This is a genomic window from Streptomyces sp. CB02366 (assembly GCF_001905905.1).
Classification (GTDB): Bacteria; Actinomycetota; Actinomycetes; order Streptomycetales; family Streptomycetaceae; genus Streptomyces.
Genome location: NZ_LIVT01000006.1, coordinates 363,160 through 376,381, shown reverse-complemented (window position 1 = coordinate 376,381; position 13,222 = coordinate 363,160). Strand labels below are relative to the sequence as shown.

Annotated in this window: 10 protein-coding genes and 1 pseudogene; 7 read left to right on the top strand and 4 right to left on the bottom strand. The window is 74.3% G+C overall.

The window, feature by feature from the left end:
- Positions 1-46: 46 nt before the first annotated feature.
- The 4 genes and pseudogenes from AMK24_RS20665 to AMK24_RS20650 form a co-directional block, all read right to left on the bottom strand.
- Positions 47-1,306 carry a cytochrome P450 gene (locus AMK24_RS20665; RefSeq protein ID WP_073770277.1) on the bottom strand — a complete coding sequence of 420 codons (1,260 nt, stop codon included), beginning with the start codon at positions 1,304-1,306 and terminating at the stop codon, positions 47-49.
- A gap of 62 nt (positions 1,307-1,368) precedes the next feature.
- Positions 1,369-1,719 (bottom strand): SDR family oxidoreductase, encoded by a 351-nt coding sequence (locus AMK24_RS20660; protein ID WP_073770276.1) that lies wholly within the window; start codon positions 1,717-1,719, stop codon positions 1,369-1,371.
- 226 nt (positions 1,720-1,945) lie between these two features.
- On the bottom strand, positions 1,946-3,064 hold the full coding sequence (locus tag AMK24_RS20655) for an FUSC family protein (protein ID WP_073770346.1): 1,119 nt from the start codon (positions 3,062-3,064) through the stop codon (positions 1,946-1,948).
- Positions 3,065-3,438: 374 nt separating this feature from the next.
- Positions 3,439-4,208: pseudogene (locus tag AMK24_RS20650) on the bottom strand (amidinotransferase); the annotation flags it as partial.
- 421 nt (positions 4,209-4,629) lie between these two features.
- Between AMK24_RS20650 and AMK24_RS20645 the strand changes: the two are divergent.
- The 7 genes from AMK24_RS20645 (at position 4,630) to AMK24_RS20615 (ending at position 13,025) form a co-directional block, all read left to right on the top strand.
- Positions 4,630-5,793 carry a glycosyltransferase gene (locus tag AMK24_RS20645; RefSeq protein ID WP_242435201.1) on the top strand — a complete coding sequence of 388 codons (1,164 nt, stop codon included), beginning with the start codon at positions 4,630-4,632 and terminating at the stop codon, positions 5,791-5,793.
- Positions 5,790-6,890 carry a glycosyltransferase family 4 protein gene (locus tag AMK24_RS20640; RefSeq protein ID WP_242435200.1) on the top strand — a complete coding sequence of 367 codons (1,101 nt, stop codon included), beginning with the start codon at positions 5,790-5,792 and terminating at the stop codon, positions 6,888-6,890. The genes AMK24_RS20645 and AMK24_RS20640 overlap by 4 nt, the downstream gene beginning before the upstream one ends.
- A complete protein-coding gene (locus AMK24_RS20635; RefSeq protein WP_073770275.1) occupies positions 6,887-7,903 on the top strand; it encodes a glycosyltransferase in 1,017 nt (338 codons plus the stop codon). The genes AMK24_RS20640 and AMK24_RS20635 overlap by 4 nt, the downstream gene beginning before the upstream one ends.
- Positions 7,903-8,802: a glycosyltransferase family 2 protein gene (locus tag AMK24_RS20630; protein WP_079190564.1), complete on the top strand. Its 900-nt coding sequence runs from the start codon at positions 7,903-7,905 to the stop codon at positions 8,800-8,802. Before AMK24_RS20635 ends, AMK24_RS20630 begins: the two co-directional genes overlap by 1 nt.
- A gap of 199 nt (positions 8,803-9,001) precedes the next feature.
- Positions 9,002-11,281 carry a catalase gene (locus AMK24_RS20625; RefSeq protein WP_073770274.1) on the top strand — a complete coding sequence of 760 codons (2,280 nt, stop codon included), beginning with the start codon at positions 9,002-9,004 and terminating at the stop codon, positions 11,279-11,281.
- 107 nt (positions 11,282-11,388) lie between these two features.
- On the top strand, positions 11,389-11,577 hold the full coding sequence (locus AMK24_RS20620) for a hypothetical protein (protein ID WP_143203721.1): 189 nt from the start codon (positions 11,389-11,391) through the stop codon (positions 11,575-11,577).
- A gap of 122 nt (positions 11,578-11,699) precedes the next feature.
- Complete coding sequence (locus AMK24_RS20615; RefSeq protein WP_073770272.1) at positions 11,700-13,025, top strand: APC family permease; 1,326 nt, start codon at positions 11,700-11,702, stop codon at positions 13,023-13,025.
- The last annotated feature ends 197 nt before the right edge of the window (positions 13,026-13,222 follow it).

Below are 13,222 nucleotides of genomic sequence, written 5' to 3'. Positions count from 1 at the left end.
CCGCCGCCCGGCCGCGTCGCGGGGCCGGGCGGGGGCGGCGTGCGGGTCAGGCGGAGAGGTCCCCGTCCCCCGCACGGCGGTCGGCCGGAACCCCGGCGACGCCGCTGACCACGAATCCGCTGCGGGGGGCCGTGGGGATCCGGCGGAGCGGAATCCGCAGGTCCTGCTCGGGGACCTCGTACGTCGACCGCGCCAGGAAGCGGACCACCGTCGCCAGGACGGAGACCGTCACGTCCTCCCCGGGACAGCGGTGGCCCTCCACCGGGCCTCCGCCCTGGGGGACCAGGGCGTCGGCCGGGACCGGCCCGGACAGGAAGCGCGACGGATCGAAGCGGTAGGGCTCGGGCCACAGGTCCGGGTCGTGATCGAGTCCGTACAGGTCGAGCAGCACCATGGTGCCGGGGGCGATGGTCCGTCCGGCCCACTCCAGCCGCTCGGCCGCCAGACCCCCCACGAACGGGGCGAAGGGATAGAAGCGGCGTACTTCCTGGGCGAACGCCCACCCGGCCCGGAGCCCGTCGTCGGCCGCCAGGGCCCGGCGGTGCTCGGGGTGGCGGTGCAGGGCGTGGGCGGCGAACACGGCGAACCAGGTGATGGCGACGGTGGGCCGCAGCACGTTGAGCAGTTCGACCGCGGCGGTGTGCGGGGAGAGGAGGGCCCCGTCCGCGTCCCGGTGCGTCGCGACCGTCCGGAACACCGTGGCGGCCGGGTCGCGGGCGTCCGCGCGAGCGGCCTCCACGAGGGGCGCCAGCCGCTCTTCCTGGCGTCGGCGCGCCCGGCGGGCCCGGAGGTGGCGGGGGCCGGGGGCGGCGAACCCGTCGACCATGGCGATCAGATCACGTGCCGTGTGCCCCAGCGCGTCCTGGCCCAGGGGAACCCCGGCCCAGGTGTGCACGGCGCGGGTGAGCACCCTCGCCATGGCGTCGAAGAGCACGACGCGCTTCTTACCCGCCCATTCCGCCCGCGCCCGTTCCAGTTCCGCGCCGACCCGGTCGGCGAGTTCCCCCACCGCCGCCGGGTCCTGGAGCAGTCCGGTGAACAGCTCCTTGCGCACCCGGTGGCTCTCGCCGTCCAGCGTGTGCACCGCGCCTTGGCCGAACAGCGTGTCGATGACCGGTTGCGGCAAGGCGTCGTGCCGGTGGATGTGCTGTTCGTCGTAGAAGAACCACACGGCGGCCGGGCCGTGCAGGGCGATGGCCTTCTTGCCGAGGAGGCGGGTGCGTACGGGTGCTCCGCCGCTGCGGCGCCTGCGGTCCGGGAGCCAGGCGTAGCCGTGCAGGAGAAGCGGGAGAGTGCTGTCGACCATGGGGAGTCCTTCGTGGGGGGCGCCGAAGCGGTCGCGGGTACGGCCGGGGGCCGGTCGCGGGGTCAGGGGCGACGCCAGTCGTGGGACCGGAGGTGGGAGCCCGCCTGCGGGCCCATCCGCGGCATCCCGCCGTCCACGGCCCAGGAGGCGCCGGTCGTGTACGAGGATTCCGGCCCGGCGAGAAAGGCGATCACGGAGGCGACCTCCCGGGCGTCCCCGGGCCGCCCCAGGGGGATGCCCGGCCGGTCCACGCTCTCCACGTCGATGTCCTCGCCGCCCTGCCGGTCGCGGTGGTAGGTGATGCCTACGTCCATGCCCTGCCGCGCGAGCTTCACGGCGACCGCTCGGCCGATGCCCGAGTCCGCTCCGGTCACCACGGCGACGGGGGTGCTCGGCCCGGTGGCGTCGGTCATTTCTCCTCCAGGGTCGGTCTCGGAAGGCGGCGGGGCCGCCGGGGCCCAGTCGGGGTACCGCGGCCGCCCGATCTCAAACGTGCCGGGCGCCGCCTCGGTGGCCCCTCCCCGCCTCCGTGGCCCGTCCCGGCGCCCGCGATCCGTCCCGGCGTCCGCGGTCCGTCCCGGCGTCCGGGGCCGGCAGCCCTCCAGTTCCGCGGGGGCCCCGGGGGGCGTCGCCCTTCCGTCATGCGCGGGTGGGTGTCCCGTCCGTGTCCACGTCTCCCCCGTCCGGGGCGAGGTCGTCCAGCAGCGCCTGGCAGTCGGCCACGAGGCTGCCGAGCGCGGCGCCGACGTCGGGGTCCTGCCCGTGCAGCTGTTCCTTGACGGCGGCGAGGGCCCGGTGGGCGTCGGCGAGCGCGGTGCGCCGCCGGTCGTGCCCTCCCCGGTCGGCGCCGTTCTCCATGACCGTTTCGCACGCCTCGCACGCCTCCGCCGCTGACGCCAGGAGCCGGCCGAGTTCCTTCCGGGCGCGGGGCGAGGGCCGGGGCAGCCCTCGGTCCTCGGACGCGGTCTCCCAGAACGTCAGGGTCAGGGCGAGCAGCCTGTTCGCCACCTGGGCCCAGACGACGTCCCACTCGGAGGAGGGGGCGGGCGTCCAGCGGCGCAGCCGATGGCCGGGGTTGAGCCGGAAGCTCTCGGAGTCCCACCCCCGTCCGACGTACAGCTCCGACAACGCGGCCAGCAGGTCCTTGGCGCTGTGGTGCCACTGTTCGGCCCGGGAGGTGTCGTAGTCCTCCACGCCCTCGGCCATGTCCCGCAGCAACCGCGCGCTGTCGCGGGGCAGGGCGAGCGCCAGCCTGCCGACGTGGTGGGAGTGGACCGGCGGCAGCACCAGGGCGTTCACGGCGACGCCCACGGCGGCCCCCACCAGGGTCTCCAGCAGCCGGTGCCCCACGGCGGGGGCCGAGTAGGAGCCGTACGCCAGGACGAAGAGGGCCGTGGTGGACGCGTACAGGCCCTGGCCCCCGACGGGGGCCACGTTGCCCAGCAGCGTGGTGAGGGGGAGGACCACGACCATGGCGATCATCGTGTCGCCCGTGAGCGCGGCGGCGCCGGCGGCGAGCAGCGTCCCCGCCGTGATCATGAAGACGAGCTGCACGGCGGTGCGCACGGACCGGTACACGGTCCCCTGCACCAGCGCGACGGCCGCCCAGGGGGCCATCAGGGCCATGGGGGCCGACAGCCACCACCCGGTCAGGGCCCAGGCGATGATGGCCGCGGCAGCCGACTTCAAGGACTGCGCCACCTCGTAGCGGTCGGGACGGCGCAGGCCGGGTTTCAGGCGGGCGAGTGCGTTCCTCATGTCGGGCTTCATGTCGCGTGAGCTCGTCGCGGATCGTTCACCGTCTCCCCCCGGCCGCGGCCGAAGGGCCGTTCGGCCGGTCTCCGGGACGCCCGCCGCGCGGCCGGCGCCGCCGCGGCCGAGTGCCGTCCATGGCCGGACACAGCCTGCATACGTGCTCGCTCCTCGTCGATGTCGCGGTGGACCGCCGTGGGAGCGGTAGGCGACGGGAGGACACCACCGCCCGGAATCCCCACGGGCGTGCCTCCTGTCCGAAGCACGTCGCCCGCCTGCCCGTGCGAACGGGGTCCAAACGTCGCCGGTCCCCCGGCGGCGCCACAGCACGCCTTCGCCCCGCGGCGAAGCGGAGGCGGGGAGGCGGGGCTCGGTCGACAGTCGATGTGCACGGGTGCACGGCGTCGGCTCTCGATCTCGTGAATCCGGTAGCCCGGGCCGAGGTGGCGTCGCATCCATTCGATGCCCAGGCGGTCGGTGACCTTGCTGCGGATGACGAACAGATCGCGGCCCGCCCGGACGAAGTCGGCGGCATCGAACGCGGGCTCGAACTCGGTCAGGACGTACCGCATGGGCTCGCCGGGCCCGGGGGTCCGGTAGTCGGGGTCGTACAGCGCGTCGGTCAGCTGCGGCTTCGGTGCGGCGGTCCAGCGGGCGCCCCTGCGGAAGCAGGCCTTGAGGAGGCCGCGGTAGGGATGGGTCCCGACGTGTCTGCACGGCCAGGCCATCGGGGTTTCGATGATCTCGTCGCCGATCACCAGCATGCTGTCCCGGGGGCAGGTGTCGCAGAAACCCCGCGACGACCAGTCGGGGGTGGCGAAAGGCCTCCGTGGTCGACGGCGTCGGGGCGGGTGACCGTGATCCCGAGGGTCTGCAGGAGCGTGACGAAGCGGTCGAGTTCCTGCTGCGCCGGTCCGATCAGGGCGCGCGGATATCTCATGCCGGCGGCGAGCCGCTGGAACCGGGCGGCCCACGGCGGCACGTTGCAGGAGACGACCGGGTGCCGTGAGGGTGTAATGGCGCCGTTGAGGCGGCCGACGAGGACTTCCTCCAACGGATCCCATTCATTGTGCGACCCGACGGGCGACCGCGGGATCTCCGCCCTCTCGCCGGTTCCGTCCTCGTTCCTCACTTCCGGCGGTTCGCTCATGTGTACACCCCGATGCATTTCCCGACGCCGTCAGATGTCCGGCGCATGAGTATCCCGTCGGGCCCGTGTGTAACGCGCTCGCCCGGCCGGAAAAGGAAGGGCCCGGCCGAAAAGGGAGGGGCCGCCCGGGGAATCGGCCGCGCGCTGCCGCCGCCCCGTCGCACGGCCGACGTACTCCTCCTCGGCGCATCCGCGCCTTCTTGGGCCGGGGCGCGTTTGATCCGTGGATTACGGGAACTCGGAGGCACGACCCTGAGCACTCACCGAGTCCTTCACCCCCTCGGTCCAGCCGCTCGTCCACCGCCCGCCGGGGGCGCCGATCGCCCCGCCGCGGCCGTGGCCTTCACCGAGCGGTGCGCGGCACGGCCCCTTGCCGACGCGGGCCGAGGGCGGGGCGCGATCGAAGAACGAGGAGACCGTCGTGGCCGAACCCCTGGCCCGCCACCCCCGGGACCGTCCGCCGTTCCGGACGCCCGGCGCCCCGCAGGGCGTGCGAGCGGCGGAGCTGCCCGGCCTCCGGCAGGCGTCCGCCGACACCATCAGGGTCGCGTCGGTCCCCGCCGGCCACGTCTACGTCCGTCACCTGTCGCCGCCCGAAGGCGACCGCGTGACCCGGCTCACCGACCCCCGCCCGTGCGGCGCTCCCAGCGGTTCCCAGCAGTGGTGGCCCCCGGTCATGCTCGACCCCGCCTGGGTGGACGAACACGCCGACGCCTTCGACGTCTTCCACCTGCACTTCGGCTTCGACGCACAGTCTCCCGCGGCCTTGAGGGCCCTCCTCGCGGCGTTGCGCGCGAACGGGAAACCACTGGTCTACACGGTCCACGACCTGGCCAACCCCCACCACCACGACGAGGGCGAGCACCGGGCGCAACTGGACGTGCTCGTCCCCGGGGCGGACCGGCTGATCACGCTCACCCCGGGCGCCGCCCGGGAGATCGCCGCACGGTGGGGCCGCACCGCCACGGTCCTGCCGCATCCGCACGTCGTCGGACCCGACGGCCTGGTACGCCCCCGGCCCCGGCACGAGGCGTTCACGGTCGGCCTCCACGCCAAGAGCATCCGCCCCAACATGGACCCCCTGCCGGTGGTGCGGGTGCTCGCCGACGTGCTGGCGGAACTCCCCGGCGCGGTGCTCCGCGTCGACTGCCATCCGGACGTCGACGATCCGGCAAGCCACTGGTACGCGCCGGGAGTGCTCGACGAACTGCGCGGGATGAACCGCGAGGGGCGGCTGGAACTCAGCGTGCACGACTACTTCGACGACGACGCGCTGTGGGACTACCTGATCGGCCTGGACGTGTCCGTGCTGCCCTACCGGTTCGGCACCCACTCGGGGTGGCTGGAGGCGTGCTACGACCTCGGCACCACCGTCGTCGCGCCCTCCTGCGGGTTCTACGCCGAGCAACGCCCGTGCCTCACCTACGGACACGACCGGCGGGGGCTGGACGAGTCGTCCCTGCGCGACGCCCTGCGTACGGCCTACGAGGAGCGTCCCGCCTGGCGCGCCGACCCGGTGGAGCGCGGGGCCGAACGCGTCCGGATCGCCCGTGCCCACGAGACGCTCTACGCGGACCTGCTGTGACCGGTTCCCCCGGGGCCCCGGTCCGGCCCGCGGCGACCCCGCTGCGCATCGCGCTGATCGCCTCCGCCCGGTACCCGATCGCCGAGCCTTTCGCCGGTGGTCTGGAAGCGCACACCTGGACGCTCTCCACGGCCCTGCGGGCCCGCGGCCACGAGGTCACCGTCTTCGCGGGGCCCGGCTCCGATCCCGGGCTGGGCGTGGTCGAGATGCCGTTGCGTACGGTCCGGATCAGCGAGGGGGCGCGCCGGGACACCAGCACGGCGGCCGCGCCGTGGATAGAGGAGCACCACGCCTATCTCCAGCTGATGCTCGAACTGGGGCGCGGGCCGTCGCGGTACGACCTCGTGCACAACAACAGCCTGAACTACCTGCCGGTGGCGATGGCCCCCGCGCTTTCCGTCCCGGTCGTCACCACGCTGCACACCCCGCCCACGCCGTGGATCGAATCGGCCATCCAGGTCGCCCCGGACTGCCCGGTGCACTTCAACGCGGTCAGCGCCCACACGGCCGCCGCCTGGCGCCACATCGTCCCCGCGGCCACCGTCGTGCACAACGGGATCGACACCCGGCGCTGGCGACCCGGGCCCGGCGGGGACGACCTGGTGTGGTCGGGGCGGATCGTCCCCGAGAAGGGCGCGCATCTGGCGATCGAGGCCGCGGAACTGTCCGGCCGGGGGCTGCGGATCGCGGGGCCGGTGGGAGACGCCGACTACTTCGAGGCGTGCGTCCGTCCCCGGCTCGGCCGCACCATCACCTACGAGGGCCACCTCCGCCAACCGGACCTGTGCGAGCTGGTCGGGTCCTCGGCGGCGGCCGTCGTCACCCCCTGCTGGGACGAACCGTACGGGCTGGTGGTGGCGGAGGCGCTGGCCTGTGCCACGCCCGTCTGCGGATTCGCCCGGGGCGCGCTCCCGGAGATCGTGACGCGCGCGTGCGGCCGGCTCGTGAGGCCCGGCGACACCGCGGCCCTCGCGAAAGCGGTCGAGCCCACGGTCGCCCTCTCCCGGACCGACGCCCGACGCCACGCGGAAGCCTTCTGCTCCATGGACGCCATGACGCACAGCTACGAACGCTTCTACCGGTCGGTGGCGGCGTGATCGGCTACTACGTCCACCACCACGGCAGCGGCCACCTCCACCGCGCCCGGTCCATCGCGGCCCACTCCCCCCTCCCGGTGACCGGACTCTCCTCCCTCCCGGCTCCCGACGACTGGCCCGGACCCTGGGTGCGGCTGCCGAGGGACGACGACGGCGACCCCGCCGCGTTCGGTGACGTGACGGCCGGCGGGCGGCTGCACTGGGCGCCGGTCCTGCACGCCGGGCTCCGGGGGCGCATGGCGCGGATCGCCGAGTGGATCGCGGCGAGGTCACCGGCGCTCCTGGTGTCCGACGTCTCCGTCGAAGTGGCCTTGCTGGCCAGGCTCCTGGGGGTTCCGACGGCGGTCGCGGCCATGCGGGGCGAGCGCATGGACACCCCGCACCGGACGGCCTACGACCTGGCCGAGCTGCTTCTCGCCCCCTGGCCGTCGACGCTGCCCGAGCCGGGCTGGCCCAAGCACTGGCGGGCCAAGACGGTCCACACCGGGGCCTTCTCCCGGTTCGACGGCCGCTCCCCCGCCCCGGTGGGGGAACGGACGGGAAGGGCGCGCCCCCGGCGAGTCCTGCTGTTCATGGGGTCGGGCGGACGCGATGTCTCCCCCGCCGAGGTCGCCGCCGCGCAGGCCGCCGCCCCCGACTGGCGGTGGACGGCGCTGGGCGGTCCGGACGGCCGGTGGGAGGCGGACCCCTGGCCCGCGCTGTGCGCGGCGGACGTCGTGGTCACCCACGCCGGCCAGAACGCCCTCGCCGAATGCGCCGCCGCACGCCGCCCGGCGGTGGTGGTGCCGCAGGATCGCCCCTTCGGCGAGCAGGCGGCCACCGGACGCGCCCTCGCCCGCGGCCGGCTGGCCGTCGTCGCGCCCCGGTGGCCGGACGCCGACGACTGGGCCCCCCTTCTCGAGCAGGCTCACGCCCACGGCGGAGAGCGCTGGTCGCGGTGGGCGCCCGGGGACGGCGCCGCGCGCGCCGCGCGCGCCCTGGCCGACGCCGCCTACCGGGGAAAGGGCACGTGATGCGTACAGCGGTGATCACTCCGGCGGCCGGGCGGCACCGGCACCTGGCCATGCAGCACCTCGGCCTCGCGGCCGGCACGCGTCCCCCGGACCGGTACGTGGTCGTCGCCATGGACGACCCGGGACTCGGCGCGGTGGTGGCCGGCCGGAAACCCGCCGCGACGGTCGTCGACTGCCCGGTGCGGAACGGTGCCCTGCCGCTGGCCCGCGCCCGGAACCTCGGCGCCGCCCGCGCGGTGGACGACGGCGCCGAACTGCTGGTCTTCCTGGACGTCGACTGCGTCCCCGGCGAGCACCTGCTGGAACGCTACCGGCAGGTCGCCCTCGACCCCGAGCACCGGCGCTCCCTGCTCTGCGGCACCGTGTCCTACCTGCCGCCCCCCGGCCCGTACGGGTACCGGCCGGCCGACCTCCCCGGGCTGGCCGAGCCCCACCCCGGCCGACCGGCGCCCGCGGCCGGGGAGCTGCGCCGGAGCGAGGACCACCGGCTGTTCTGGTCCCTGTCCTTCGCCGTGACGGCCGACACCTGGCAGGCCGTCGGCGGATTCTGCGAGGAGTACGAAGGGTACGGCGGCGAGGACACCGACTTCGGCCAGCGGGCCCGTACGGCCGGCGTCCCGCTCACCTGGGTCGGCGGCGCCCCGGCCTTCCACCAGTACCACCCGGTCTCCGACCCGCCGGTGGCGCACCTGCACGACATCCTGCGCAACGCCGGGATCTTCCACCGCCGGTGGGGCTGGTGGCCCATGACGGGCTGGCTGGAGGCGTTCGCCGCTCGCGGGCTCGCCCACCGGGACCGCGCCACCGGCGGATGGTTCCCCGGCCCCGGCCCCCGCCCCGGACGGCGCGCGACCGCACCGGGCGGCCCCCGGACTCCCCGCCGAGAGGACGGTCCATGACCGGGAACGTGACGCCGAGAGCCGTGGAGACCTTCCGCGGCACGGCACGTCTGCGGGCGCCGCCCGCCGCGGACAGCCCGGCACGAGCAGAGCCACGAACACGGTGCGCGGCCGTTCAGGCGGCGGCTCCTCCCCTGAGCCGCACCTTCCGGACGAGCGCCCGCCCCGGCAACAGACCCCCCGCAACGATCGGAACCCCATGAGCGAGAAGAAGAACCCCCTCAAGGCCGCGGCCGACAAGGTGGCCGAGAAGGTCCAGGACGCCATCGACCCGGGGAACGAGATCCCCGGCGCGCCGGGACCGGTGCCGCCGTCGGTGGACGAGCCGACCACACCGGCCGATCCGCTGCCCCCCAAGCACGACCAGCGCGGCCCGGACACGTACAGCCCGACCGGACAGGAGACCGGAGTACCGCAGAAGGAAGTGGCACAGAGCGGTGCGTACCTGACGACAGCTCAGGGGGCCCGGCTGTACGACACCGACCACTCCCTGAAGGCGGGGGCGCGGGGCCCGGTGCTGCTGCAGGACCACCACCTGCGGGAGAAGATCACCCACTTCGACCACGAGCGGATCCCGGAGCGCGTCGTGCACGCGCGGGGCGCGGCCGCCCACGGGGTGTTCCAGGCGTACGGCACGGCGGCCCCCGTGACCAGGGCGGCGTTCCTCGCGAAGGGCGTGGAGACCCCGGTGTTCGTCCGCTTCTCCACCGTCCTGGGCTCGCGCGGCTCCGCGGACACCGTGCGCGACACGCGCGGCTTCGCGACGAAGTTCTACACCGAGGAAGGCGTCTTCGACCTGGTCGGGAACAACATCCCGGTCTTCTTCATCCAGGACGCGATCAAGTTCCCCGACGTCATCCACGCCGGCAAGCCCCACCCCGACCGGGAGATCCCGCAGGCGCAGAGCGCCCACGACACGTTCTGGGACTTCGTCACCCTCCACACCGAGGCCACGCACCACACGCTGTGGAACATGTCCGACCGGGGCATCCCGCGCTCCTACCGGATGATGGAGGGCTTCGGCGTCCACACCTTCCGCCTGGTCAACGCCGAGGGCGCCACCACACTGGTGAAGTTCCACTGGAAGCCCAGGCTCGGCGTGCACTCCCTGGTCTGGGAGGAGGCGCAGATCGCCGCCGGCGTCGACCCCGACTTCCACCGCCGGGACCTGGCCGACGCGATCGAGGCGGGCGCCTTCCCGCAGTGGGAGCTGGGCATCCAGACCTTCCCCGACACCCCGGAGCAGAACTTCGCGGGGATCGACCTCCTCGACCCGACGAAGATCGTGCCCGAGGAGCTGGCGCCGGTCCAGCCGATCGGCCTGCTCACCCTCAACGCGAACCCGTCGAACTACTTCGCCGAGACGGAGCAGGTCGCCTTCCACCTCGGCCACCTCGTGCCCGGCATCGACGTCACCGACGACCCGCTGCTCCAGGGCCGCCTGTTCTCCTACCTCGACACCCAGCTCACCCGGCTCGGCGGCCCGAACTTCGGCCAGCTGCCGATCAACCGCACCCACGCCCCGGTCAACGACATGCTGCGCGACGGCATGCACCAGACCGCCGTCCACCGCGGCGTCGCCCCCTACCGGCCCAACAGCCTCGACGGGGGGTGCCCCTTCCTCGCCGGGGAGGACACCGGAGCGTTCATCGACGTGCCCGCCAAGGTCGCCGCGAGCGTCAAGGAGCGCAAGGCGCCCGCGTCCTTCGACGACCACTACAGCCAGCCGCGTCTGTTCTGGCTCAGCATGACCCCCACCGAGCGCGAACACACCATCGCCGCCTACACCTTCGAGCTCGGCAAGTGCTACGAGCAGGCCGTCAAGGAGCGGGCCCTGACCGTACTGGCCAACATCGACCCCGAGCTCTGCGCCCAGGTCGCCGCGGGGCTCGGCCTCCCCGCGCCGGCCGCCGGCACGCGGCTCGCCGACCCCGCTCCGAGCCCCGCGCTCTCCCAGCTCGGCCAGGAATGGCCGCTGGACGGCCGGATCATCGGCATCGTCGCGGACGCCGACGCGGACCTCGACGGCGTCAGGTCCGTACGGCAGACGATCCTGGACGCGGGCATGGTGCCGCTCGTCATCGCCCCGGCCGGCGGCGCCATCGGACCGGACGACGCCCCCGTCACCGTCCAGCGCACCTTCACTACCGCGCGCTCGATCGAGTTCGACGCCCTCCTCGTCGCCGGCGCCCCCGCCCCGGGCGCGGACGGCTACGGCGCCCGCGACGCCAAGGTCGACGACGTCGCGGCGGCGGCGGCCGGGATCGACCCCCGCGTCCTGCTGCTGATCACCGAGGCGTTCCGGCACGGCAAGGCCGTCGGCGCCTGGGCCGGCGGCCTCGAAACGCTGAGGGCCGCCGGTATCGCCCCCGACGCGCCCGGTGTGGCGGCCTCCGACGATCCGGCCGCGGTCCTGGAGGGCCTGAGCGGGATGCTGGCCCGCCACCGGGTCTGGGACCGGTTCACCCCGGCTGTCTGACGCCGCCTGCCGGGGGCCCCGCACGGGCGGGGCCCCCGGTGCGTACCGAACGCCGGGAGGGGCACGGGTACGGGACGAAGGCACTCACCACGAAGGAGGACCCGACCATGACGGAGACATCGGAGGCGGAAGGCGAGCAGCGGTTCTGCACGGCATGCGGTACCCCTGCCGGAACGGCGAAGCTGTGCGAACACTGCGGCGCCGTGTTCTCCCCCGACCGCGGCGGCCTCGTCGAGGACGAGGGCGCCGTCGCACGCCGCGTGTTCGAGGGCCGGGAAGAGGCCGCCCGGGAGTGAGCCGCCCGGTGCGGGCCGGCCCACGCGACGCGGGCCGGCCCGCGCCACGGCTCCCCGGCGGGGCGGACGGGCGCCGAAAGCACGCCGATTACCGGACGGGGGGGCGGGGTACCCGGCGCCCCGTGAAACCATCTCCCACGAAACCCCCGGCCTCGGACGCTCCCGCGCCGCTCAAGAAGGCCCTGACCACACCGCTGCTCTACTTCTTCATCCTGGGAGACGTGCTCGGCGCGGGCGTGTATGTCCTGGTGGGGCAGGTCGCCGCCGAGTCCGGCGGAGCCGTATGGGTTCCCCTGCTCGCGGCCATGTGCCTCTCCCTGCTCACGGCCGCCTCCTACGCGGAGCTGGTCACCAAGTACCCGCGCGCCGGTGGCGCCTCCCACTACGCGACCTTGGCTTACGGCCCCTTCCTGGGGTTCCTCGCGGGCTTCTGCATGCTGGCCGCGGGCGTGGTCTCGGTGGCCGCCCTGGCCCGGGGGTTCGCCGGCGACTACCTGTCCGAGTTCGTCACCCTCCCCGTGGTGCTGGTGGTCGTCGTCTTCCTCGTCCTGCTGGCGCTGCTCAACGCGCGAGGCATCAACGAGTCGACCCGGGCCAACGTCGTCGCCACGGTCGTCGAGGTCGGCGGGCTGCTGCTGGTGATCGGCCTCGGCGTCCGGATCATGCTGCGCGGCGACGGAGACCTGGGGAGGCTCACGGAGCTGGGCACCTCGCACGAGGGCCCGGTGGCGGCCGTGCTCAGCGGCACCGTACTCGCCTACTACTCGTTCGTCGGGTTCGAGACGTCCGTCAACGTGGCCGAGGAGACGCGCGAGCCCCGCCGCTCGTACCCGCGAGCCCTCTTCGGCGCGCTCCTGACCGCGGGCGCGGTGTACGCCCTGGTCGGCGTGGCGGCGTCCGCGGCCGTGCCGACGGAGACGCTGGCGGACTCCAGCGGTCCGCTGCTCGAGGTGGTCCGGGCGGCAGGAGGGGTTCCCACCGAGCTGTTCGGCGCCGTCGCCCTGGTGGCCGTCGCGAACGGGGCGCTGCTGACGGGCATCATGTCCTCGCGGCTGGCCTACGGCATGGCGCGGGACGGCCTCCTCCCCCGCTTCCTGACGAAGGTCCTCCCCGGCCGCCGCACCCCGTGGGCGGCCATCGCCGCGACCACCGCGCTCTCGCTCCTCCTCGCGGCGACGGGCGACGTGTCCACTCTCGCCTCCACGCTGGTCCTGCTGCTGCTGGTGGTCTTCTTCCTCGTCAACACCTCGCTCCTGGTGCTGCGCCGCGATCCGGCGGACGGCCGCCACTTCCGGGCGCCCACCGTCGTACCGGTGCTCGGGGCCCTGTCCTGCGTCCTGCTCGCCACCCAGATCGAACGTGAGGTCTGGCTGAGGGGCCTGGTCGTGCTGGCCGTCGGCGGTGTTCTCGGCGCCATCGCCTCGGTCCGCTCGCGTCGGGCCTCCTGAACGTTCTCCCCGTTCCCGGGGCCGGACCCGGCCGGACCCCGGGACGGCCGGGGGCCGGTTCCGAAGCCATCCGGAACCGGCCCCGATCAAGCCCTACCAGCGTCGACGACGCTCGTGATCAGTACGCCTAGGGCGTGTTTCGAAAGTCCCGCCTGCTCGGCGACGCCCGGCACGCACGCTCGCCGCGTTGTCGGGGC

What these genes read in the sequence shown, in the direction of transcription:
- AMK24_RS20630 (WP_079190564.1), top strand. Translation starts at nt 7,903, where the DNA reads ATGCGTACAGCGGTGATCACTCCGGCGGCCGGGCGGCACCGGCACCTG.
- AMK24_RS20620 (WP_143203721.1), top strand. Translation starts at nt 11,389, where the DNA reads ATGACGGAGACATCGGAGGCGGAAGGCGAGCAGCGGTTCTGCACGGCA.
- AMK24_RS20625 (WP_073770274.1), top strand. Translation starts at nt 9,002, where the DNA reads ATGAGCGAGAAGAAGAACCCCCTCAAGGCCGCGGCCGACAAGGTGGCC.
- AMK24_RS20660 (WP_073770276.1), bottom strand. Translation starts at nt 1,719, where the DNA reads ATGACCGACGCCACCGGGCCGAGCACCCCCGTCGCCGTGGTGACCGGA.
- AMK24_RS20655 (WP_073770346.1), bottom strand. Translation starts at nt 3,064, where the DNA reads ATGAGGAACGCACTCGCCCGCCTGAAACCCGGCCTGCGCCGTCCCGAC.
- AMK24_RS20665 (WP_073770277.1), bottom strand. Translation starts at nt 1,306, where the DNA reads ATGGTCGACAGCACTCTCCCGCTTCTCCTGCACGGCTACGCCTGGCTC.